This is a genomic window from Salmonella sp. 3C, assembly GCF_025426275.1.
Lineage (GTDB): Bacteria > Pseudomonadota > Gammaproteobacteria > Enterobacterales > Enterobacteriaceae > Salmonella > Salmonella enterica.
This window is the reverse complement of sequence record NZ_CP104858.1, coordinates 1,650,956-1,673,638: the sequence shown is the minus strand read 5'-3', so window position 1 is coordinate 1,673,638 and position 22,683 is coordinate 1,650,956. Positions and strand designations below refer to the sequence as shown.

The window sequence follows — 22,683 nt, the reverse complement described above, 5'->3', positions numbered from 1 at the left end:
ATGACGCCGAATATCTATCAACAACTGGGGTTGAAAAAGGTCATTAACGCCTGCGGCAAAATGACCATTCTGGGCGTCTCAAGCGTCGCGCCGGAGGTCATGCAGGCCACCGCGCGCGCGGCTTCCGCTTTCGTCGAGATTGACGCGCTGGTGGAAAAAACCGGCGAACTGGTATCGCGCTATACGGGTGCTGAAGATAGCTATATCACCTCGTGCGCCTCGGCGGGTATTGCCATTGCCGTCGCTGCCGCCATCACCCACGGCGAGCGGGCGCGCGTCGCCCTGATGCCGGACAGTAGCGGTATGGCCAATGAGGTAGTGATGCTGCGCGGGCATAACGTTGACTACGGCGCGCCAGTCACCAGCGCCATTCGTCTTGGCGGCGGGCGCATAGTGGAAGTGGGGTCGAGCAATCTGGCGGCCCGCTGGCAACTGGAAAGCGCCATTAACGAAAAGACCGCCGCGCTACTGTATGTGAAATCACACCATTGCGTACAGAAAGGCATGTTGAGCATTGACGATTTTGTACAGGTGGCGCAGGCCAACCACCTGCCGTTGATTGTCGATGCCGCGGCGGAAGAGGATTTGCGCGGCTGGGTGGCGAGCGGCGCGGATATGGTTATCTATAGCGGCGCGAAAGCCTTTAATGCGCCAACCTCCGGCTTTATCACTGGTAAGAAAACGTGGATTGCCGCCTGCAAAGCGCAGCACCAGGGGATTGCCAGAGCAATGAAAATCGGCAAGGAAAACATGGTTGGGCTGGTGTATGCGCTGGAGAATTACCACCAGGGCCAGACGACCGTGACCGCAGCACAGTTACAGCCGGTCGCAGAAGCGATTTCCGCTATCCATGGGCTTTATGCCGATATCGAACAGGATGAGGCCGGGCGTGCAATCTGGCGTATTCGTGTGCGGGTGAACGCATCTGAATTGGGGCTGAACGCGCAGGACGTCGAAGCGCAGCTGCGCGGCGGCGAGATAGCGATTTACGCCCGCAAATATCAGCTTCATCAGGGGGTTTTTAGCCTCGATCCACGCACGGTAGCTGAAGGGGAAATGGCATTGATTGTGGCGCGACTCAGGGAGATTGCAGAACATGCAGCAGATTAATTTTTATCGTCAGCGGGTAGCGATTAACGTACTGGCAAAGGATATCGCCAACGCGAAGGCTATCTATGAAGCCGCCGAAGGCCATGCGGTCATTGGCGTACTTTCCGCGCAGTTCGCTACGGTAGAAGAGGGCGTGCCGGAGGTGAAACGCTGGATGGCGGAGGTGCCGTCTATCTCGGTGGGACTGGGCGCAGGCGACCCGGCGCAGTACTACAAAGCGGCGATGATTGCCGCCCATACTCACCCGGCCCACGTCAACCAGACTTTTACCGGCAGCGGCTTCGCAGCGGGCGCACTGGCGGCGACAGGCGGCGAGCAAACACATATTAACGCCCTGGTCAGCCCGACGGGAACGCCTGGCGAGGTGTTGATTTCTACCGGCGTCAGCAGCAGCCAGGGAACGCCAGCCCGCGTTTCCTGTGAAGCGGCGGTACGCATGATGCAGGATATGGGCGCACATGCGGCGAAGTTTTTCCCGATGGGCGGCGAAAAGTCGTTACCGGAACTCTATGCGCTGGCGACAACCGCTGCCCGCCACGGCATGACGCTTATCGAGCCGACCGGCGGTATCTCACTGGATAATTTCGGTATTATCCTGCAAACCTGCCTGGAAGCAGGCGTGCCGCGCGTTATGCCGCATGTTTACAGCTCGATTATCGATCCGCAAACCGGCAATACGCGCCCCGAAGACGTCATTCGGTTGATGGAGATAGTCAAAGCGCTGGTGTGAGATTTATCGCCGAAGAGCGCTACGTTTACCTGGCCTACAGATGACGTGTATTTGTAGGCCCGGTTAGCGTTACGCTATTGGGCGATAATGCGTAGCAGGCTGGGCAAAAATGTACGTATTGCAGCCGTCAGTGATTCCCTTTCGAGCCTCCTCGCAGGGGTAAATTTTCCTGAATGCTGTCTGTATTTTTGGCGAGTACAGTGGCGTCATCTTATTCCTCAGGTGACGGATCGCCATGAAAAAAAGCCCCACGTCCACGCCTCATGATGCGGTATTCAAAACGTTTTTACGCCATCCGGATACCGCGCGGGATTTTCTCAATATTCATCTTCCCCATTCGCTAAGAATACGTTGCGATCTGACGACGTTGAAACTGGCGCCGGACAGTTTTATCGAGAAAAATTTACGCGCGTTTTATTCCGATGTCCTTTGGTCACTAAAAACGTGTGAAGGCGACGGTTATATCTATGTCGTTATAGAGCATCAGAGTACGCCGGACGCGCATATGGCGTTCCGGTTAATGCGTTACGCGACTGCCGCGATGCAGCGCCATCTGGATGCTGGCCATAAAACGTTACCGCTGGTGATTCCCATGCTGTTTTACCATGGCGCGAAAAGCCCGTATCCCTTTTCGCTGTGCTGGCTGGATGAGTTTGACGATCCTGCACTGGCGCGTCAGCTTTATGCGACGGCATTTCCACTGGTAGACATTACGGTGGTGCCGGATAACGAGATTATGCAGCATCGACGTATCGCGATGCTGGAGCTGGTACAAAAGCATATACGTCAACGCGACCTGATGGGATTGGTCGAGCGCTTAGCGGTACTTCTGATTACGGGAAACGCTAATGACAGTCAGCTAAAAGCGCTGTTTAATTATTTGCTAATACAGCATGGCAGCACGCCTCGTTTTGGCAAGTTTATCCGCGAGGTGGCGCGTCGTGTTCCCCAACACAAGGAGAGATTAATGACGATCGTAGACAGAATACGTGAATCGGGGCGCAGAAAAGGTAAGCGTGAAGGCGTGCAACAAGGCATACAGCAAGGTATACATCAAGGTAAGCAGGAGGAAGCCTTGCGTATTGCGCATACGATGCTGGAACAGGGGATCGAGCGAGAGATGGTGCTGATGATTACCGGGCTTTCTGACGAAGAGATTAAGGCAAAGCGCCATTAAACTTTTCCCTTTTCCGCCCGGTCATCGTGATTATCAACGGCGTTAAGCGGCCCGCGCGCGTCGACGGGAATCGAGGGAGATCAGAATCACTGACGAGAGAATGAGCAGCGTGCCCAGCCAGTCCGGCAAGGTAAAACTAATCCCCAACAGCAGTAGCGACAGCAGGGCGCTGCTTAACGGTTCCGCGCAGCTTAAAATGCTGGCTTTGGGGCCACCAATCAGTTGCGCGCCTTTCAAATACAGGCTGAACGTCAGCGACGTACCGATCACCACAAGGTAGAAAAAGGCCAGAATCAGGCTGCCGCTCACCGCAAAGTGCGTTCCTTCTTTAGCGTAGAAGGGCAGCAGAATAAGGCCGCCAAAGGACATACTCCAGCCGACCACTGGCAGCGTGCCGTATTGGGCGATTAGCCTGGAAGGCCAGGTCGTATAAAAGGCGGCGGCAAATGCGGAGGCGATACCCCAGAACAGCGCGCCTGAAGAGATCGACAGCGATGTTGGATTGCCGTGAGTCACCAGTAAAAAGGTGCCGATAAGCGATGTAAGAATGGCGGTTAAGACCAGAATGCCTGGTCGTGTTCTTCGCGCTAATGCAAACCACGCTACAATAATGGTCGGCGATAAAAATTGCAGCACTGTCGCGGTGGCGGCATTGGATTTTTCAATCGTAAGCAGGAAGGTTAGCTGAACGGTGAGCGCGCCCACCACGGAGAAAATCAGCAGACTCAGGGCATCTTTGCGGTTTTTAAGAATCGAAAATATCTTATCGCCGTGCATAAAGGAGAAGGTCACCAGTATCAGCCCGGCGAATAACAAACGTATCATCGTCAGGAACTGTGACGACATACGGCTTTGCTCCATGATGTACTGCGCGCAAACACCTGAACTCCCCCACAATACGGCGGCAATCAGGACGTTTAGCATCCCTTTTCTGGTGGAACCCATTTTTTCCTCGTCATGTTGTTTTATTTTTTTACGTGCAGGCATCATAACAGAGCTATCGCCGGTATTAAGCAGGAATTTATTGTTTAATGATTTCAGACGAGCTTGTTATCGACATAATATTGTCATTTTTTTGTCATAAGAAAAAATATCAAACAAACTTAAACAGAACGTCACTAAACCCGCCTTTGCACTTTACGGAACATATTGGCTGACTATAATAAGCGCAAATTCATGCAGGAGTAATATGTTGGACAGTCACTTTTACGTAAATCATCTGGCAAGTTAACGCACGCTATTCCTGCGCTGCTTGCCGAACCGGTGGGCAGCAATCTCCCCTTGTGACGATTGTCATCCCAATAATGTTACAACACGCGCATTGTCGCGAGGTAATCGTCATGTTCATGTTTAAACACGCTTTATTTCCTCCGCCGTTAACACGACGCTAATTGCCTCAGGGCAGAAATTTGTCGTGTGCTAAATATAGCACGTACTTATTCTTCCAGAAAAAATGGAGGAACGTATGTTAATGTTTCCTTATATTTTGAATTTACTGGCCGCTATGCTGTTGGGCGCGCTGATTGGCGCGGAAAGACAATGGCGTCAACGTATGGCGGGATTACGCACTAATGCGCTGGTGGCGACAGGCGCCGCCGTTTTTATTCTGAGCTCCATGACGACATCGCCAGACAGCCCCGGGAGAATTGCGGCGCAGATTGTCTCTGGTATTGGCTTTCTGGGGGCGGGCGTCATCATGCGCGAAGGGATGAATGTGCGCGGGCTGAACACTGCGGCAACGCTATGGTGTTCGGCGGGCATCGGCGTGTTATGCGGCTTAGGGCAGTTCAAAAATGCGCTGGCGGCGACGATCATTATTCTTTGCGCCAATATTTTACTGCGTGAAGCGGCGCAGCGTATAAATCAACTCCCGGTATCCGCCGAGGGAGAAAAACGTTATATCCTGAAAGTAACCTGTAATAAAGAAGATGAAAGCGAGGTTCGTCAGTGGTTACTGAATATCGTAAAAGAGGCCGCGATCTGTTTACAAGGGTTAGGTTCGGTCCCCGCTCAGGAACAGGGCTATAAAGAAATTCGTGCCGAGCTCGTGGGTCATGCTGATTATCGTAAAACGCGAGAACTGATTATATCCAGAATAGGTGATAACGATAATATCACCGCAATTCACTGGAGCATTGATAGTCAATAATAGTTTTTTATTCAATTGCAACATTACGCCAGGCGTATAAGGAGGGAATGATGGATATTCCCGAGTCGATAAAATAAAACCCACTCAAAATAGTGAGTAAGCAATAACCTTTTTTATGCATAGATAATTCTCCCGGGGCATTCACCTTGAAATCGTGAGTTTGCTATTCCCCGGGCGTGATATGCAGGAAACACTACACCTTAATTTTGGGGATTCATCATGACTGACATGAACATTGAAAACCGGAAACTCAATCGCCCGGCGTCAGAAAATGATAAGCAGCATAAAAAAGTATTTCCGATCGAAGCGGAAGCTTTTCATAGCCCGGAGGAGACACTGGCGCGGCTGAACAGCCATCGTCAGGGCCTCACGATAGAAGAGGCCAGCGAACGGTTGAAAGTGTATGGGCGCAATGAAGTGGCGCATGAGCAAGTTCCTCCGGCGCTGATTCAGCTTCTGCAGGCATTCAATAACCCGTTTATTTACGTTCTGATGGCATTGGCAGGGGTTAGTTTCATCACGGATTACTGGCTCCCGTTACGCCGTGGCGAAGAGACCGATCTCACTGGCGTGCTGATTATTCTGACGATGGTCAGTTTGAGCGGGTTATTGCGTTTCTGGCAGGAGTTTCGCACTAACAGAGCAGCACAGGCGCTGAAAAAGATGGTTCGCACCACCGCCACGGTGTTGCGTCGTGGGCCGGGCAATATAGGCGCGGTGCAGGAAGAGATTCCCATTGAAGAACTGGTGCCGGGCGATGTGGTTTTTCTGGCCGCAGGCGATCTGGTGCCCGCCGACGTTCGACTGCTGGCGTCGCGCGATCTCTTTATCAGTCAGTCAATTCTTAGTGGTGAATCATTACCCGTAGAAAAATACGATGTTATGGCTGATGTGGCAGGTAAAGACAGCGAGCAATTGCCTGATAAAGATAAAAGCCTGCTAGATTTGGGCAATATCTGTCTGATGGGAACCAATGTAACCAGCGGCAGAGCGCAAGCGGTCGTGGTCGCGACGGGAAGCCGTACCTGGTTCGGCTCGCTGGCGAAATCCATTGTGGGTACGCGTACCCAGACGGCTTTCGATCGCGGAGTCAACAGCGTGAGCTGGCTGTTGATACGCTTTATGCTGATCATGGTGCCGGTTGTCCTGCTGATCAATGGTTTCAGTAAGGGAGACTGGGTAGAGGCTTCGCTGTTCGCGCTGGCGGTTGCGGTGGGGTTGACGCCGGAAATGTTGCCCATGATTGTCAGTTCCAACCTGGCAAAAGGCGCGATTGCGATGTCGCGGCGCAAAGTGATCGTCAAGCGCCTGAACGCTATTCAAAACTTCGGCGCGATGGATGTGCTGTGTACAGATAAAACTGGCACCTTAACCCAGGACAATATTTTTCTGGAGCATCATCTGGATGTGAGCGGTGTAAAAAGCAGCCGGGTATTGATGCTGGCCTGGCTGAATAGTAGCAGCCAGAGCGGCGCCCGGAATGTGATGGATCGCGCCATACTGCGTTTTGGCGAGGGTCGAATCGCACCATCGACAAAAGCGCGCTTCATTAAACGCGATGAACTGCCATTCGACTTTGTACGTCGCCGGGTATCGGTACTGGTGGAGGATACGCAGCATGGAGATAGATGCCTGATCTGCAAAGGCGCTGTTGAAGAGATGATGATGGTAGCCACCCATCTTCGCGAAGGCGATCGTGTGGTGGCGCTGACGGAAACACGCCGCGAGCTGCTGCTGGCGAAAACCGAAGATTACAATGCGCAGGGATTCCGTGTATTGCTGATAGCGACACGTAAGCTGGATGGTTCCGGGAACAATCCGACATTAAGTGTGGAGGATGAGACCGAACTTACCATTGAAGGGATGCTCACTTTTCTCGATCCGCCGAAAGAGAGCGCCGGAAAAGCTATTGCCGCGTTGCGGGATAACGGCGTGGCGGTCAAAGTCCTCACCGGCGATAATCCGGTTGTGACGGCGCGTATCTGTCTGGAAGTGGGTATTGATACGCACGATATCCTGACCGGAACCCAGGTTGAGGCGATGTCAGATGCCGAACTGGCGTCTGAGGTGGAGAAACGCGCAGTATTCGCCCGGCTGACGCCGTTACAAAAAACGCGTATTTTGCAAGCGCTACAGAAAAATGGTCATACCGTTGGTTTTCTTGGGGATGGGATCAACGACGCGCCCGCGCTTCGTGATGCGGATGTGGGGATTTCCGTCGATAGCGCCGCCGATATTGCTAAAGAGTCATCAGATATTATTCTGCTGGAAAAAGATCTCATGGTGCTTGAGGAAGGCGTTATCAAAGGGCGGGAAACCTTTGGCAATATCATTAAATACCTGAATATGACCGCCAGCTCTAATTTCGGCAATGTTTTTTCGGTACTGGTAGCCAGCGCGTTTATTCCGTTTCTGCCGATGCTGGCGATTCATCTGTTGATCCAGAATTTGATGTACGATATTTCGCAGTTGTCGTTGCCGTGGGACAAAATGGATAAAGAGTTCCTGCGTAAGCCGCGGAAATGGGACGCGAAAAATATTGGCCGTTTTATGCTATGGATTGGCCCAACGTCTTCTATTTTCGATATCACAACCTTTGCGTTGATGTGGTACGTCTTTGCAGCTAATAACGTAGAGGCGCAGGCGCTCTTTCAGTCCGGCTGGTTTATTGAGGGTCTGCTCTCGCAGATACTGGTCGTGCATATGCTAAGGACGCAGAAAATACCGTTTATCCAAAGTCGGGCGACGTTGCCGGTATTATTGACGACCGGCTTGATTATGGCGATAGGCATTTATATTCCATTCTCACCTCTGGGCGCGATGGTTGGACTGGAGCCGCTGCCACTGAGCTACTTCCCGTGGTTGGTGGCGACACTATTGAGCTACTGTCTGGTGGCGCAAGGCATGAAGCGCTTTTATATCAAACGCTTTGGCCAGTGGTTTTAATGATGTTTGAGGATCGCCCAGATGAATCGCTCACCCGATAAAATCATCGCGCTGATATTTTTACTGATTAGCCTGTTGGTGTTGTGTTTAGCCCTCTGGCAAATCGTTTTCTAACGAGGTGACGCCATGCAAAAAAGAGGGTTGGACAAAATTTTTTATCAGGTTGTCCTGATAGCAATCATCCTGATTTTACTGACTATCTGGATACGATAAGCTGCTGTTGGCGAGCCCCGCTTAAAATAAGAATCGATGTAGTTGTTCTTTTTATGGCGGGGCGCTATTTTCATGGTATCCCACATCAGAAGGGCAATATCATGAACAATCGTCGTGGTTTAACCGCCGTCCTGGCGACGTTGATTACGTTTTCCCTGAGCGCTACGCCTGTGCTGGCGAATCCGGGAAATGGTAATGGCGGCGGACATAGTAATAACGCGGCTAATCAGGGTAATAACGGTAACGGGCATAAAGGAAATGCCGGGCAAAGAACGGAACACCGTAAAAATGGCGGTAAACCGGATCACGTCGAGTCGGACATTAGCTACGCTGTCGCCAGGCAACTGGCAGTAAATTTAGGGCTGACGGGTTATCAGTCTTTACCACCGGGGATTGCGAAAAATCTGGCGAGAGGAAAACCGCTGCCGCCGGGAATCGCTAAAAAAACGGTGCCGGCGTCTATGCTGGGACAATTACCTTATTATCCGGGCTATGAGTGGAAAATCGTTGGGGATAATCTGGTGCTGATCGCGCTCAGTACCGCGGTGGTCACGGCGATTATTAATGGCGTATTTGATTAAGAGCCTATCCACGTAGTACGTGAGGTTTGACTCGCTACGCTCGCCCTTCGGGCCGCCGCAAGCGGCGTTCAAAACGCTAATGCGTTTTGGCGAGCACTGCCCAGGTCCAAAATGGCAAGTAAAATAGCCCCATTAAATGGGGCTATTTAGCCGCTTCAGGGCGTTATTTATGCGCGTTGAGAATCCAGTAGTTCATTATTTTTTACTACTTCCTGCGCTTTGGTATAACTTTCAATCAGTAGCTGATAGGCCGGGAATATTTTGGTATATACATCCGCCCATTCTGCGGCATCTTCCCTATTCCAGGTACGTTGCATCTCAGAGGCTACCGCCGCGGTATCCATTGGTACTACGCCCGCCTGCACCACGCGGGCCATCGTAATTTCCTGCGCCATTTTACTGTACGTGCCGGAGGCATCAATTACCGCAAATACCTTGTACCCTTCCGCGACGGCGCTGATGGCTGGAAAAGCCATGCAGACACTGGTAATAGTACCGGCGACGATCAGTGTTTTACGGCCTGTCGCTTTTACCGCTTGTACAAAATCGTCATTATCCCAGGCATTAATTTCCCCTTTACGCGCGACATATTGCGCGTGGGGGGCATTCGCATGGATTTCCGGAATCAGCGGACCATTTGGTCCCTGTGGTACGGATGCGGTAGTAATGACCGGCATATTGCATAAGGTAGCGATTTTAGCCAGCGCCGCGGCGCGCGCGCGTAATTCCGGCATCGGCATGTCGCCGACGGTCTGAAACAGGCCACTTTGGTGGTCAATCAGCAGCATTACTGCGTCGTTAGCATCAATGGCAGGGCGTTGACCGTTAAAATTCGCGGGTGTAGACATAATTCATTCCTTGTTGTTGCCTTTCACTGATAGTCACTATCAGTGTTAAAGTCATTAATCGCCGGGGCGATTTCCGTTTTTAAGCTGATGACAGTAATCTGTTGCCGATCCTGGATTACCTTATTGAGTTCTTTCTGAAGAAATATTCATCGGCATCACCTTCAGTCGATTTACTTTCACGCGAATCTGTTATCACAACAATATTCATATTATGAATAAATGTTTCTATTTTACATGGCAGAGAGGATTATTTATTGAAAAAACAGACTATATCCCTACAAATTGTTTCTGATAGATAGTTTTAAACTTATTTAGTATAAGTTTGAAATAATTCAATTAAGAGTTAACTCATTTATATTTAAATAATATAAAGCACAGCTTAAATATTAAGTGGGAAGCGTGCTGCTATTAAGTATGGCTACTGTAATTCTTAATAAATTGGAAACTATCCCTACATAACGAATGCGCTTTTTTGGATATTACAAGCCATTATAGAGAACACGTTCAATAAAACCCTGTCCTTCATATGATATAGATTGTCAGGATATATTTTCTCATGATTTATCTATGAGATATTAAAGCGTAGCGGCACAGTAAATTTGGCCACTTGATTAAAGGTGATATTCTCACCTCAATACAAAACAGGAGACTTAACGAACAAGAAAACCAAACGTACTTTCACCCCTGAGTCTGCTATAATGAGAAAAGCGGTGTCTACGCTTACCTGTTAATGTCTTATGCCTCTCGCTCTTCTATATGATCGGTATGTGCAAGGGACAATCCATGTCCTGCTGCGCAGCCACAGCATCAGACTATACTCAGTGGTGTCTATTAACCCTCTCCAACTACGTTATGTTTTGGCATGGTAACAATGCGATGTTATGGATAATTAACGATAATATTGAATTTAATCCAGAAATGAATCGCCTGGCGTCATTATCGAGGCCAGATCTCAACATTATTCTGACAACGCCCGCCAGCCGCTGCTTGCGCCTTCTGCTGGAAAACGCCCACTCCGTCGTCTCACAACAAACATTCTTTCAAAAAGTGTGGGAAGAAGACGGCATGGTGGTGTCGGCAAATACGCTTTATCAGAATATCTCCATTATTCGCCGCGGATTACGTACCGTTGGCGAAAATGAAGATACGCTGATAATCACGGTTCTGCGTAGAGGCTTTCAGATTGAGCCTGGTGTGAGCATCATGACCATCCGCAAAGACTTCGCTCAGGCAATAGAAAAAAAGGGTGAGACGCCGCCGCGTATGTCAGGGCGTTGGTTTAAACATTATGTACCTGTACTTTGGATGACCGGGACATTTGCTGTCGGTATTTTGCTTGGCACTATCAGCTGGCAAACCGTTCCCGATAAGGATTTTTACGATCGCTACACGCTGGTTGAAACAACTCAGGGCTGTCATTTTTTCTCGCGGAATGAAGATATCGAAAGCGGCAGCCGCTTTGCAAGCTATAAGTCAATGATTCTAAAAACCGGTATGGATTGTCAGAAATACCCATGGGTCTATTTCCCTTCCAGCAGTCGCACCCCAGCGGTTACGGCATTGATTTGTCAGCAACCTTATAAAACGCGCGGTGATACAGGTTGCGTGACGCTTTTTTTCCGCGGGGTGACACATGGGTAAAAAGGCACTGATGTTAGCCTGCCTGACTCTACTGTTTCTGGGAGTAGGGCTTGGGCATCTTTTTCATTTGTATACGGAAAAGAACCGGGATCCAGAGAAATGTACGGCGCCTGTGATTGTGTTTTATAACAATACTCAGGCTAACCTGACGCTGGACTTTATGTATTCGCTGAAAAAACGCACTGGGGTGGTTTCCATCAGCGGAACATATTACGTCGATAATAAAATGAGCGGCGTGATCCGCCGTGATGTTTCCTATGTATGGAGTGAAAATAAAGACAGCACCCATTTTATATCGACGGATATCAACAAAGTCACGCGTGACGAAACACTGTCCGATGCGGTTATCGAGACGGTTTTACCCGATTTTTATGTCTATCCAGGGAAAAGTATCAGTTACACCATCCTGACTCAGGGCCATCGTGGCTTTATGTTCACCATCGGGAAACGCCCGATATTTTTCTGTACACATTAAGCGGTTTTGGGAGCCGTTCATGAAACCTATCAGCTAAATGAAAGCGCTTCCGGGTAAAAGCCGCTGAAGATCAGCGGCTCTGTTGTTACCTGAATCAGAAACTGTATTTCATCCCCAACATTCCTCGGGTATCACTATAACCTGTGTCACCCACCTGTTGCGCCACGTTACCCCATACGTTCAGGCGCGGGGTAACTTGTCCTTCAATACCTACTTTCAGTTCTCCAATATTCTTCGTACCACGCATATCGCTGCTGACATCGTCCATCTTCACGCTGGCAGGCTGCGTATTATGGATCCAGTTCGCTTCCACGAATGGCTGGAACTCTCGAGATTTATTGTCATCAATAGCATTGTGGCCGTTAATATAGGCTTTTACGCCCATGCGGGTTAGCAGATTACCGGCGGTATCATCCTTGACGAGGGTACCATTGGCTTCGCGATTGTCGTCAGCCTGCACGCCCATCCATACCACCTGCGCTTTGGGCTGCAACCAGTAGCTTTGATGCGCGCTTTCACCTAACCTGAAGCTGTAACCGGCTTCAACCGAGGCGGTAATTCCTTTGGATTTATATTTCTCAGCGGCCTGATCCTGACCCATGACCTTGTTATCAAACCAGTTGTACAGCATCCAGGTATCCACATAAGCCCCAGACCGATCGATATTGTTAGCATACCAGGTGCCGTAAAGGCCGACGCTGTAACCGGTGACTTGACCACGGGAATGATAGTCACTCACGGACGACAGCGTGCGGTTCTGGCTGTTGGCATAACCTGCCATTGCACCAATATGCCAACGGTCAAGACCGTCAGTGCTCCACTGTGCCAGATCGCCTCCCAGTTGTAACACATAGCTGTTGATGCGGGTTTTTAGCTGCCCGCTGCCATCGTTGAAGCGAGTATGGGCGCCGACGTTACGCATCCACAGGCTGGTGACCTTCTTCTCACCCGTCAGCATGTCGGTGTACTGGGTTTCACCCAGACGGTCATGGAGACGCGTCATGAACAGCGTATTTGCCGCATAGTTGTTGGCAAGATAGCTGCCCACTTCCGGACGGAACTGATGTTCTGTTATCGGCGGTGTGTCAGATTGCCCTATGTCAGGAATTGTCGGATCAGGGATGACCGGGTCTACTGGCTCAGGGTCTACTGGATCAGGGTCCACCGGATCGGGAATCACAGGGTCAGGGATAACCGGGTCTACTGGATCAGGGTCCACCGGATCGGGAACGACAGGGTCAGGGATAACAGGGTCTACTGGATCAGGAATAATCGGTTCGTCCGGCTCAATGTAGCTGGTCAGATACCAGTTTTTACCTTTCTGCACCACGTTGTAGTCATAGGCTCCGGCAACAATACGGCTTGCTTTTTCGAAAGTACCGTTGGAATTGCCAGCAACGTTAACAATTTCAATACCTTCAATGGTTTGCGCCCCGGCTCCTCCAATATTATTTACTGCAACAAATGTGTTGCCTGAAGTATTGCCGAGAACCTGCAGCCTGTCCGTTTCGGAATCATCATCGTTGAGCACAGTATTAAAGACCAGCTTACCGCCGTTGCCTACATAATCTTCATTGATGGTGAGCGTTTGCCATGGTTCGCCATCTTCATGGCTGAAGTTAATGGTTGCGCCACTATTCAGCGTCAGGTCAGTGAGCGTTGAGCTGCTGGTCATATTCCAGGTCGCATCGCTCATTTGTACAGAGATAACGCCTGTGCCCGCCGTAGCGCTGGTGATGTACGACGCCCCGTCCCATCGCGAGTTGTCCGTCATATTGAGCTTAATCGTACTGTTCTGCTGCGGTAGCGTACCGCTGGCAGCGGTGGCGCCAGCAGCACGAATATCACCGTCGATGACGAAACGACCTCCTGAAGAACCGTCAACAATGCCGCCAGTCTCCGTGCTGATGGCGTAACTTTCGCTACTGTTATCGCCCGCCATAGTAATAGCCGCACCGCCTGCCAGATTAATGGCGCCTCGGGAGAGGGCGTATAAACCGGCAGGGGCTTTACTATAGGATGCAGCCTTACTGGCGCTGTTAACGCTAATAGTGGCATTCTCTCCCAAATTAACGGTAGCGTTAGTTGCATATACCGCGTGTGCGCTGGCACCGTTCACCGTAATAGTAGCGTTGTTGCCAAGCTCGGTTCTGGAGGAGGATGCTGCGTAAATCCCCGTTGAGGATGCGCCGGATGTTTCGATAGTTGCATCGTCACCCAGACGAATCAACGAACCGCTTTGTCCGGTACGCAGCCCCTCTGAACTGTCGCCGGTAGTAACAATATGCGCACGATTGCCGACGACAATCGTATTTTTGGCACGTGACGCATCCCGCATGGCGTTAGCTGTAATGCCACGTCCCTGGCTACCGGTCGTTTTGATATACAGATCGTCGCCGACGTAAATATTGGCCGATCCGGTCCAACCCTGGCCCAGTGAGTTATATCCGGCGTTAATACCGTCACCATCCTGACCATCCACGTAGATGTTGGTACGGTCACCGGTAATAATAAATACCGGGTTATCCGGAGTATTTGCGCCGTGAGTACGGATGCCATCGACGTCTCTACCATTATTCGCGGCATTCGCCGACTGCGTCCGAATGGTCAGGTCGTTGCCAAAAATCACGCCCGGATTTCCCGTCCCGCTGTTCTGAATAACCGTGACAGTGTGTTCAAACGCCTCCGCGCCCGGCCCATTAAGCGTGAGGCCATTGCCATAAACCGGGATGGTGCCGGTGTTCCACTGATAAACGTAGTTGGGCATAGTACCGACTTTGGTGAAACCGGTACTGGCCTGAGCGGGAATAATAGCCTGTAATTCCGGCGGCAACTGGCTGACCAGCCCACTGGATGGCAGACTATCAACGTCAACCCAGGCCGCCTGGGAGGGAAATACCATAGAGGCTAACGCTGCTGATACCGCTATGGCGATGAATGAGTAATTTTGGGGAGTTGGCATTCTGCCTCCTGCATTATGGCGTAAAGCGTCTTCCACATCGCAATAATATGGAAATAATAAAAATGGAAACGGATCTATAAAATATTTGATATTATTTTATGAATGCTATGCCCTAGCTTATTTTCAAGCCGCAGCTTATGCACATAAAGTTTCTTAATATCAATATTGTCAATATTTACAATCTGCTGAATACTTATTCCTGATACAAAGCGCTTCAGTAATATAAATTCCGTATAGTTAAGCGTTCGTCCACGTTTACTGTTGGCAAGCCGACCGGTAAACAAGCGGTGCATCTTTTGCTGTTGCACAATATCATCGTCATCGGAATAAATAATTCCTTGTATTTTATTGCTTTTCAAAATCCAGTAATTGGCCAGCGGAGTTAAACTTCTGTCAGAAATCAGGACAATATGCATGCCACTGTCTGCCAGACTGTCAGCCCATTGCAAATCGGTAAATCGTCGAAGATTCGGGAAAGAAAAATCAACAAAGATAAAACCGCTGGATAAATGGTTGTGTCTATCAAGCAATAACTTTTCAATAAACCCTTTTTTCAGGAAAGCATTAACATCTGGCCAGATGGAAAATGCCGCATTATGACAGTATTGCACCCGTACTGCGCTGTCAGGAAATAATTGACAGGATAAATCGCAACTAATGCAATGGACAATTTGTGACGGCTTTCTCATCATCCTGAACGACTCCTGTCGATGTTTCTATTAATATTTCATTGGTAAATAAATGTGTCAATCCAGATAATATAAAGTACTACGACTGTCAAAAGTCGCGAAATATTGTCAGTGTCATAAACTCCTGGAAAGCACTAAAATACAGCTTTAAAAAACCATGACAGATCCGACAGTCGTAATACATCATTTCGGATTTGTATTTCACGCATTGAGATTTTTATACAGTATCTCCAATATCATAAAAAATCTTAAAACAGCACTATTTGCTAAATCATGAGAGTGATAAATAACGGTTCTCAATACCATCTGTCTGCTGCCTTTGTCACTATCGGGGTGATGTGATGAAATATAAAAGTAATTCCTGTAAACCTGTAATGAATTCTTATTATTAAAAGCTAATTTAAGATTTTTTCTTTTATTGCATTGTTATTCAATGACTTAATGGTGACATTTGTGCTCTCATCAACTTCTTATATACAAATTTAAGACTATTTTATAGAGACGCATGTAAACTTTAAGAGGGTGTAATGCTAATGCCATGAGAAAATTTTGTAACTTAACGCCGGGAGTCATACCTTGCCAATAAGTTGATCTGACTTAATTCTGATCGTGACAGTCTGAGCAACCGACAGACTTATCGGTCGAAGCAACTTCAGCTTCTGGCTTCTCTTTTCAATCGCTCATCTGATGAAAACTCTTTCCCGGAGCACATTAGTGAGAAACAGGATGTGGTGAAACCCAATGTCCATAGATATAGTCAGTCACTTCACAAATATCCGCCTCCTGGCAGATATCTTTAACCATTCATCCGGCTTCGGCCAACTTAATTACGGCGATGTTCTGATGCTCAGTGAGACGGGATTTACACATAGAGATTCCTTCGTTAGCAGATCGATGACGTGATCTCTAAATGTGAATAGCACGATTATGTGGGATACGTACAAAAAATTAAATGAATCGCCACAGGTTTAACAGACACCGCAGAGTCATTTAAGATAGCTTAAAGAGAGGAGCCCATGAGCGGTAAACGTTATCCCGAAGAGTTTATAATTAAAGCGGTAAAACAGGTTATTGAGCGCGGCCATTCTGTTTCCAGCGTCGCAACACGTCTTGATATTACTACCCACAGTCTTTACGCCTGGATAAAACCGCCATATTCACGACGGTATCATGCAATCACAGGAGTCTAATTTGATATCTTGGTCTGTTGAATTTATTGATTTTTATCTTGTTGGATTTTTACTGGTGCCCACTATTGTGCCCCCAAATGATTTTGCTTGTGGGGTTCGGGGCATTCTGAGCTACTTTTTAGGTTCTGTTTTCCATTGTAGCAAACCGGCGATATCCTTCTCACCTTCGGCTTCTTTTAAGCGCCGTTGTTGTTCAGCAAACTGACTATATTCCGCCTGCGCTTTTTCATCGGCCATTTTCTTAGTGACTTTACCTGCGCCTTGTAAAACCTCACGGTCGTTAAATTGCAGGAACTGATCCAGCTTATCCTGCCAGTCGCGTAAAAAGATCTGCTGACGACGACGGGCCTGATCCTCGGCAAAATCCAGCCACATGTTAACTACGCGGTTAAGCTCGCTGACTTCATCCTGAGTGAGATAATTTTTTGCCACCGTCACGTCACCCTTACGTACCTCTTCACCTTTATAGCTGGTCAGCCCCATATGCGGCTGGCTGGCGTCAGCACGCTGATGAATGAGTTCAGCAGCGGTATGTCCGGTACAGGCAAAATGCAACTTGTTCTGGATGGTTTGAAAAAATTGCGTGGTTTCTTTGAGCGATGGTTGATAGTCGGCGGCTAACGCAAAGATCTCTCGTACCCGCAAATAAACCCGACGTTCGCTGGCGCGAATATCGCGGATACGCTCCAGCATCTCATCAAAATAGTCGGGTACAGCCGATGAACCCACGGGCGGATTTTTCAGGCGCTCATCGTCCATCACAAAACCTTTGATCAGGTATTTCTGGAGCGTCTGGGTTGCCCACTGGCGGAACTGTGTGCCGCGCGGGGAACGAACGCGGTAGCCGACAGCAAGGATGACAGGCAGGCTGTAGTGAAGCCTGTTGCGGCTTACCTGACGGCTACCTTCCTGTTGAACTTGTAAGTAAGACTTACAGGTTGCGTTTTGCTCAAGTTCGCCTTCTTCATAGATCGCTTTAATGTGCTGTGTAACTGCCTGGGGAGTGATCTGATAAAGGTTGGCGATGGTTGCCTGAGGGAGCCATAGCGTCTCTTGCTCAAAGCGGCACTCCACACGAACTTCACCGTCATCGCTGGCAAACATAACAAATTCGCCTGCCGGGGATTGGGTTAAGTATTTGTCTGCCATGCCGCCTCCGCTTATTATCTGACTCGCAATGCCGTAATCTGCCTAGTATGCCAGAAATTCCTGGTGAAGCTTATTACGCAGATAGCGTTTATTTTGCGGGCAGCGCCCCCGGATAATGCTTCGCCACGATATCATTCATATTCTCCACCAGATCCAGACGCTTAAATGTGATATGTCCGCTGCCCTTCTAAAAGTAGCGGATGGTGAACATATCGTCTTCAAAGACCTGCTCACGCGGATTATCGCGCACGAAGTCCATAAACCGGATAGAGACATCATGCCGGTTGTCAGGAATGGTTTTACTATCCAGCAGGTAGAGCATTCGTTCCAGATCGGCGAGCTGGTCGCGTCGCCAGCCCCAGTTCAGGCTGTAGCCCCATCGGTCATGCTTCACCAGATTGTTGACGATAATCTTCTTGCCGAAATAACAAGGATTATTGGTTTTGTACTCCTGGCTTAACCCCTTAAATACATTGATAATCCCACGTTCGAAAACATCCTGTTCCTTAACCGGAGGTTGGGGATCGACGCCCATCACGCTGTGCAGTACATCATTACTTGGCTCGCCGTAGGTCGCCCCGGTGGTATTGACGCCAGACCATTACCTTTCTCGTCCTGTTCAAGTAGGCGAACAGACTCACGTTTTACCGTGCTGATAACCTGCGGGCTATGGGTAGTGACAATAAACTGGATTAGTGGAAATGCGCTGCGCAAAGACTGGATAATTTGCTGCTGCCAGGCTGGGTGCAGGAACATATCGACTTCATCGATCAGCACAATCCCCTGTGTTTTTAAGGCGGCTTCATCGCGTAAATGGGGGTTGAGTTTGACACAGCGAAACGCGATATCCGCTACCATCGCAACCGCATTACGCAGGCCGTCGCTGAGCTGGGCTAAGGGGATCTTGCCGTGCTGCGGATGATTCATTACCAGTTGCTGGTTATGGCTGGAGCTGTATTCCAGATCGCGCCAGCCAGTTACGTCTTTTGTCAGACAGTTAATGGCTTGCTGGATAGCCTGAATAGCTTCTTTCATCCGCGAATACGAACATCTTCTTTTAACTTTGTTGAAGGTGATTCAAGTTGTGTGATTTGATGTTCACGGTAGCTATGCCATAGCCAGCTATACCACTGCTCAAACTGTTTATAGTTTGATGTGGCCGAGAGGCAATCGTCATAACCAGACAAACGTGAAAAGGCGCTGTTATCCAGACGCTGTTCAGTAGGCTGTGCCTCATAACGTTCCTGATACCACAAGCGAGCAGTCCCCAGATAAAGCATTAGGAGAAGTTCAACCTGCAGCAAATTATGCTCTTCACGCACCAGCGTCTGAAGTTGTTCACCCCAACGGGTAAGCTGCGCCGCCGTCTTATCTTCATGCGGCGGCTGTTCTCCTCGCTTGTCGAGCATCCAGGTTGCCGTCTTTCCGCTTTCCCATTCTCCGGTAGCTGTAATCATGACCGGAGATGACATTTCCATGTTCAGCGCTTCAGGGCGGAAAACCAGACGTACATCTTCTGTACGGATCACCAGCGATTTATCTTTTACATAGAGGCCGGCAAGCCACGAATAAAGGGGAACAGCGCCAGGCGTACCGCATCCAGTACTGTCGTCTTGCCCGCGCCGTTTGGTGCAACCAGAATCGTAATGTGTTCATCAAAAGTAATATCGAGCTGCCTGAAACAACGAAAGTGAAGCAGTGAAAGTTTGTCGATTCTCATTACACTAGCCTCACCTGTTTTTATGTTTTAGTATAATAACATCTCTTGCCTGCAATCTTGCCCGCTTTAAGCGGGTAAAGGTTACGCCTTTTATCACGTTTTAACTATTTATCCTGTTGATTAACATGGTTTTTATAAGAAATTAATAAAATCCTTTCCTGTCGTGTCCGTAGAATATCGACAGCCTGGAGACAAGGTGACTGTTGCTGGTAACCATATTCTTTGCGATCGATACCAACTCGTTCATGTTTTTTCTTCAGAAAGTTACGGCATCGACAAACGTAGCGCCTGCGTTGATAAACGTAAGGCTATAGTGCCTTCAAGTAGATGAGTAAGCTGCGACGTTACTGCTCGTATGAACACCATCCACCCTTATGATGTGAGCCTGTATCCCCATGTGGATGTTGACCCTTTGGGCAGGCAAGCGCACTGGATGATGCCGTGACGGTAATAAAAGCGATAATCATCGCTGTAAATAATCTCTTCATATATAACTCACATTAATAAATTAGAACATATTACTAACTACTACAGAATACGCATACTTGATACGGACTTAGGGGATAATATAACGCGTACTTTAGTTTAAATTCTATCCTTCATGTGGCATAGGTTATCAGGATAGGTTTTCGTTATGAATTTTATCCGGGATATTGAAGCAACATATTGGGGGGGATATGAGTTATAAATATGTTGGTAAGCATGGCTGTGATGTTGCATTGCGGATGGGCTATAAAGAATGCCCCGATGAAAATGCTTATGGTGATGCCTATTATATTAAAGATGGGTTAAAATGGATATTTAATATAACAGGCTTAAAAAAACGGCTTGGCGTATACAGCGACGACGATCTCCGTAAACAGAACTATGATGTAGATACCTATTATCGAGTTGAAAACCAACCGGAAGAAAGTGCAGATGATGAAATGCAATCGCTGTATCATAATTTAGCGGTAGAAGAAGGAGAACCCGTGTATCTGGAGGGAGGCATGTATCTTTATCCGGATGGCTCTATACGTTGATCTCATAATTTTGGCCTGGTAAGCGTATCTCTTTTGAGAAAGGATGAGCCTGTAAGTATAACCCACAAATTCGTTTGGTGATTAGTTAAGTCCCGCCCGCGTTAGTCCTGGCGTACTTTTATCCCTTCTTTGCAGACGATATCCCACAATAAATGGACGTTCGGTTTTAGAAATCGGTAAATGGTGATTAATAAAATAATATTCCACTTTCTCTCTCCACCTTTCCTTTCGTATTATATGCAAGAACTGGTCTTAATAATAAGCAAATACTTTGTCCCGAAATAGAGGACGAATGGTGGGCATGAGAGAAGGATGTTGGCGGAAGATCACAGGAGTCGAACCTGCCCGGGACCGCTGGCGGCCCCAACTGGATTTGAAGTCCAGCCGCCTCACCGGAGACGACGATCTTCCGCGCCTCGATTGCTACATGGAGGCGCGCGCATTATAGCTACTTCCTGGCGTTTCCACATCCCCTCCCGTGCTTTTTTAACTTCCCTTTCCTTCTGCCATGACCGGTTTCATATAAACCCCCATAAAATCCATTAGTTACATTTCATCACACTTTTTGACGCTACCCTGATCACAGAAAACAAGAATCGTAATTTGATAACTAAATAACGGAATATTCACGCTCGCAGGGAAGGTTTACAAAAACTGTAACCGGTATCAGTGAGCGTTGTGAGCGTTAAGGATGCGTAATGAAAAGTGAGATTCTCTCCGTTAAGGAGAAGGTTGGCTATGGTATGGGCGATGCCGCGAGCCACATCATCTTTGATAACGTCATGTTATATATGATGTTCTTCTATACCGATATTTTCGGTATTCCCGCTGGTTTTGTCGGCACCATGTTTTTACTGGCGCGTGCGCTTGATGCCATCTCCGACCCTTGCATGGGCCTGCTGGCCGACCGCACCCGCTCTCGCTGGGGCAAATTCCGACCCTGGGTGCTGTTTGGCGCGTTGCCGTTTGGTATCGTTTGTGTGCTGGCTTATAGCACGCCGGATCTCAGTCTGAACGGCAAAATGATTTATGCCGCCATCACCTACACGTTGCTCACCCTTCTGTACACTGTGGTCAACATCCCTTACTGCGCGTTGGGGGTGTAATAACCAATGACCCAACGCAGCGTATCTCCCTGCAATCCTGGCGCTTTGTGCTGGCAACGGCGGGCGGAATGCTCTCTACCGTACTGATGATGCCTCTGGTGAAACTGATTGGCGGCGAGAATAAGGCGCTGGGCTTCCAGGGGGGTATCGCGGCGCTCTCGGTGGTGGCGTTCCTGATGCTGGCGTTCTGTTTCTTTACCACCAAAGAGCGCGTTGAAGCGCCTGCCACCCATACCTCCATGCGTGAAGACCTGCGTGATATCTGGCACAACGACCAGTGGCGCATAGTCGGCCTGCTCACCATCCTGAATATTCTGGCGGTATGCGTGCGCGGCGGGGCGATGATGTATTACGTCACCTGGATATTGGGCAAACCGGGCGTGTTTGTCGCCTTCCTCACCACCTATTGCGTCGGCAACCTGATTGGCTCGGCGCTGGCAAAACCGTTGACCGACTGGAAATGCAAAGTGAGCGTTTTCTGGTGGACCAACGCTTTACTCGCAGTAATCAGCGTGGCGATGTTCTTCGTACCGATGCACGCCACGATCGCTATGTTCGTCTTTATCTTCGTGATTGGCGTATTGCACCAGTTAGTCACGCCTATCCAGTGGGTGATGATGTCTGACACCGTCGACTACGGCGAATGGTGTAACAGCAAACGCCTGACGGGGATCAGTTTTGCCGGCACGTTGTTCGTGCTGAAACTGGGTCTTGCCCTCGGCGGGGCGCTGATTGGCTGGATGCTGGCAGGCGGCGGTTACGACGCGGCGGCGAAAACGCAAAACAGCGCCACGATCAGCATCATCATCGCTCTGTTCACTATCGTTCCGGCCATCTGTTATCTGCTGAGCGCCGCGATCGCTAAACGCTATTACACCCTGAAAAGCCCGTTCCTGAAAACCATTCTGGAACAACTGGCGCAGGGCGCACACCGCAACGAACAAGAATTTACCCATAAAGAATTGCAAAACTAAA

General features: G+C 49.0%; 16 protein-coding genes, 1 tRNA gene and 5 pseudogenes. 13 read left to right on the top strand and 9 right to left on the bottom strand.

Annotated elements, in window-relative coordinates:
• The 3 genes from dgaE to N7E69_RS07935 all read left to right on the top strand — a co-directional run bounded on the left by dgaE (position 1) and on the right by N7E69_RS07935 (position 3,017).
• The gene (gene dgaE, locus N7E69_RS07945; RefSeq protein ID WP_000188476.1) at positions 1 to 1,110 is read left to right on the top strand and encodes a D-glucosaminate-6-phosphate ammonia lyase; all 1,110 of its coding nucleotides are present in this window, start codon (positions 1 to 3) and stop codon (positions 1,108 to 1,110) included.
• A complete protein-coding gene (dagF, locus tag N7E69_RS07940; RefSeq protein ID WP_001186140.1) occupies positions 1,097 to 1,840 on the top strand; it encodes a 2-dehydro-3-deoxy-phosphogluconate aldolase in 744 nt (247 codons plus the stop codon). Before dgaE ends, dagF begins: the two co-directional genes overlap by 14 nt.
• A 235-nt stretch (positions 1,841 to 2,075) precedes the next feature.
• Positions 2,076 to 3,017 (top strand): Rpn family recombination-promoting nuclease/putative transposase, encoded by a 942-nt coding sequence (locus tag N7E69_RS07935; protein ID WP_000749540.1) that lies wholly within the window; start codon positions 2,076 to 2,078, stop codon positions 3,015 to 3,017.
• A gap of 42 nt (positions 3,018 to 3,059) precedes the next feature.
• On the opposite strand, the gene N7E69_RS07930 is transcribed toward N7E69_RS07935, so the two are convergent.
• Positions 3,060 to 3,962 (bottom strand): EamA family transporter, encoded by a 903-nt coding sequence (locus tag N7E69_RS07930; protein WP_000535970.1) that lies wholly within the window; start codon positions 3,960 to 3,962, stop codon positions 3,060 to 3,062.
• A gap of 508 nt (positions 3,963 to 4,470) precedes the next feature.
• Here N7E69_RS07930 and N7E69_RS07925 point away from each other — a divergent pair.
• The 5 genes from N7E69_RS07925 (at position 4,471) to cigR (ending at position 8,906) form a co-directional block, all read left to right on the top strand.
• A complete protein-coding gene (locus N7E69_RS07925) occupies positions 4,471 to 5,166 on the top strand; it encodes an MgtC family protein (RefSeq protein ID WP_000392700.1) in 696 nt (231 codons plus the stop codon).
• Between the two features lie 219 nt (positions 5,167 to 5,385).
• The gene (mgtA, locus tag N7E69_RS07920; RefSeq protein WP_000131291.1) at positions 5,386 to 8,112 is read left to right on the top strand and encodes a magnesium-translocating P-type ATPase; all 2,727 of its coding nucleotides are present in this window, start codon (positions 5,386 to 5,388) and stop codon (positions 8,110 to 8,112) included.
• Positions 8,113 to 8,133: 21 nt separating this feature from the next.
• On the top strand, positions 8,134 to 8,226 hold the full coding sequence (mgtR, locus tag N7E69_RS07915) for a protein MgtR (protein ID WP_001082117.1): 93 nt from the start codon (positions 8,134 to 8,136) through the stop codon (positions 8,224 to 8,226).
• A 12-nt stretch (positions 8,227 to 8,238) separates the two neighbouring features.
• Positions 8,239 to 8,325 (top strand): magnesium transporter protection protein MgtU, encoded by an 87-nt coding sequence (gene mgtU, locus N7E69_RS07910; protein WP_252515021.1) that lies wholly within the window; start codon positions 8,239 to 8,241, stop codon positions 8,323 to 8,325.
• 101 nt (positions 8,326 to 8,426) lie between these two features.
• The gene (cigR, locus tag N7E69_RS07905) at positions 8,427 to 8,906 is read left to right on the top strand and encodes an anti-virulence regulatory inner membrane protein CigR (protein ID WP_001065327.1); all 480 of its coding nucleotides are present in this window, start codon (positions 8,427 to 8,429) and stop codon (positions 8,904 to 8,906) included.
• A 167-nt stretch (positions 8,907 to 9,073) separates the two neighbouring features.
• On the opposite strand, the gene N7E69_RS07900 is transcribed toward cigR, so the two are convergent.
• Positions 9,074 to 9,754: an isochorismatase family protein gene (locus tag N7E69_RS07900; RefSeq protein ID WP_000106466.1), complete on the bottom strand. Its 681-nt coding sequence runs from the start codon at positions 9,752 to 9,754 to the stop codon at positions 9,074 to 9,076.
• A gap of 783 nt (positions 9,755 to 10,537) precedes the next feature.
• On the opposite strand from N7E69_RS07900, the gene N7E69_RS07895 reads away from it, so the two are divergent.
• Both N7E69_RS07895 and N7E69_RS07890 read left to right on the top strand, forming a co-directional pair.
• Positions 10,538 to 11,395, top strand: a complete 858-nt coding sequence (locus N7E69_RS07895; RefSeq protein ID WP_077917139.1) for a transcriptional regulator — start codon at positions 10,538 to 10,540, stop codon at positions 11,393 to 11,395.
• A 10-nt stretch (positions 11,396 to 11,405) separates the two neighbouring features.
• Positions 11,406 to 11,870: a hypothetical protein gene (locus tag N7E69_RS07890; RefSeq protein WP_001521985.1), complete on the top strand. Its 465-nt coding sequence runs from the start codon at positions 11,406 to 11,408 to the stop codon at positions 11,868 to 11,870.
• A 94-nt stretch (positions 11,871 to 11,964) separates the two neighbouring features.
• Here the strand turns inward: N7E69_RS07890 and misL are convergent, their stop codons facing one another.
• Both misL and N7E69_RS07880 read right to left on the bottom strand, forming a co-directional pair.
• The gene (gene misL, locus N7E69_RS07885) at positions 11,965 to 14,832 is read right to left on the bottom strand and encodes an intestinal colonization autotransporter adhesin MisL (protein ID WP_001143034.1); all 2,868 of its coding nucleotides are present in this window, start codon (positions 14,830 to 14,832) and stop codon (positions 11,965 to 11,967) included.
• A 74-nt stretch (positions 14,833 to 14,906) separates the two neighbouring features.
• Entirely contained in the window at positions 14,907 to 15,524 is a 618-nt protein-coding gene (locus tag N7E69_RS07880) for a helix-turn-helix transcriptional regulator (protein WP_000984813.1), read from the bottom strand.
• Positions 15,525 to 16,537: 1,013 nt separating this feature from the next.
• On the opposite strand from N7E69_RS07880, the pseudogene N7E69_RS07875 reads away from it, so the two are divergent.
• Positions 16,538 to 16,669: pseudogene (locus N7E69_RS07875) on the top strand (transposase); the annotation flags it as partial.
• A 153-nt stretch (positions 16,670 to 16,822) separates the two neighbouring features.
• Here the strand turns inward: N7E69_RS07875 and rhuM are convergent.
• The 4 genes and pseudogenes from rhuM to N7E69_RS07855 form a co-directional block, all read right to left on the bottom strand.
• The gene (rhuM, locus tag N7E69_RS07870) at positions 16,823 to 17,860 is read right to left on the bottom strand and encodes a virulence protein RhuM (RefSeq protein ID WP_000774140.1); all 1,038 of its coding nucleotides are present in this window, start codon (positions 17,858 to 17,860) and stop codon (positions 16,823 to 16,825) included.
• A gap of 88 nt (positions 17,861 to 17,948) precedes the next feature.
• A pseudogene (locus N7E69_RS07865) lies at positions 17,949 to 18,365 on the bottom strand (DUF4942 domain-containing protein); the annotation flags it as partial.
• A 29-nt stretch (positions 18,366 to 18,394) separates the two neighbouring features.
• Positions 18,395 to 19,580, bottom strand: a pseudogene (locus N7E69_RS07860) (AAA family ATPase).
• 104 nt (positions 19,581 to 19,684) lie between these two features.
• A pseudogene (locus tag N7E69_RS07855) lies at positions 19,685 to 19,846 on the bottom strand (TA system toxin CbtA family protein); the annotation flags it as partial.
• A 411-nt stretch (positions 19,847 to 20,257) separates the two neighbouring features.
• Here N7E69_RS07855 and N7E69_RS07850 point away from each other — a divergent pair.
• Complete coding sequence (locus N7E69_RS07850; RefSeq protein ID WP_000120776.1) at positions 20,258 to 20,602, top strand: hypothetical protein; 345 nt, start codon at positions 20,258 to 20,260, stop codon at positions 20,600 to 20,602.
• Positions 20,603 to 20,918: 316 nt separating this feature from the next.
• Here N7E69_RS07850 and N7E69_RS07845 read toward each other — a convergent pair.
• Positions 20,919 to 21,013: transfer RNA gene (locus N7E69_RS07845), tRNA-Sec, on the bottom strand.
• 287 nt (positions 21,014 to 21,300) lie between these two features.
• Between N7E69_RS07845 and N7E69_RS07840 the strand changes: the two are divergent.
• Positions 21,301 to 22,682: pseudogene (locus N7E69_RS07840) on the top strand (glycoside-pentoside-hexuronide family transporter).
• The last annotated feature ends 1 nt before the right edge of the window (position 22,683 follow it).

Excerpts from the sequence above, each read along its gene's own strand:
- dgaE (WP_000188476.1), top strand. The coding sequence starts at position 1 with ATGACGCCGAATATCTATCAACAACTGGGGTTGAAAAAGGTCATTAAC.
- dagF (WP_001186140.1), top strand. The coding sequence starts at position 1,097 with ATGCAGCAGATTAATTTTTATCGTCAGCGGGTAGCGATTAACGTACTG.
- N7E69_RS07935 (WP_000749540.1), top strand. The coding sequence starts at position 2,076 with ATGAAAAAAAGCCCCACGTCCACGCCTCATGATGCGGTATTCAAAACG.
- N7E69_RS07930 (WP_000535970.1), bottom strand. The coding sequence starts at position 3,962 with ATGGGTTCCACCAGAAAAGGGATGCTAAACGTCCTGATTGCCGCCGTA.
- N7E69_RS07925 (WP_000392700.1), top strand. The coding sequence starts at position 4,471 with ATGGAGGAACGTATGTTAATGTTTCCTTATATTTTGAATTTACTGGCC.
- mgtA (WP_000131291.1), top strand. The coding sequence starts at position 5,386 with ATGACTGACATGAACATTGAAAACCGGAAACTCAATCGCCCGGCGTCA.
- mgtR (WP_001082117.1), top strand. The coding sequence starts at position 8,134 with ATGAATCGCTCACCCGATAAAATCATCGCGCTGATATTTTTACTGATT.
- mgtU (WP_252515021.1), top strand. The coding sequence starts at position 8,239 with ATGCAAAAAAGAGGGTTGGACAAAATTTTTTATCAGGTTGTCCTGATA.
- cigR (WP_001065327.1), top strand. The coding sequence starts at position 8,427 with ATGAACAATCGTCGTGGTTTAACCGCCGTCCTGGCGACGTTGATTACG.
- N7E69_RS07900 (WP_000106466.1), bottom strand. The coding sequence starts at position 9,754 with ATGTCTACACCCGCGAATTTTAACGGTCAACGCCCTGCCATTGATGCT.
- N7E69_RS07895 (WP_077917139.1), top strand. The coding sequence starts at position 10,538 with ATGTCCTGCTGCGCAGCCACAGCATCAGACTATACTCAGTGGTGTCTA.
- N7E69_RS07890 (WP_001521985.1), top strand. The coding sequence starts at position 11,406 with ATGTTAGCCTGCCTGACTCTACTGTTTCTGGGAGTAGGGCTTGGGCAT.
- misL (WP_001143034.1), bottom strand. The coding sequence starts at position 14,832 with ATGCCAACTCCCCAAAATTACTCATTCATCGCCATAGCGGTATCAGCA.
- N7E69_RS07880 (WP_000984813.1), bottom strand. The coding sequence starts at position 15,524 with ATGATGAGAAAGCCGTCACAAATTGTCCATTGCATTAGTTGCGATTTA.
- rhuM (WP_000774140.1), bottom strand. The coding sequence starts at position 17,860 with ATGGCAGACAAATACTTAACCCAATCCCCGGCAGGCGAATTTGTTATG.
- N7E69_RS07850 (WP_000120776.1), top strand. The coding sequence starts at position 20,258 with ATGAGTTATAAATATGTTGGTAAGCATGGCTGTGATGTTGCATTGCGG.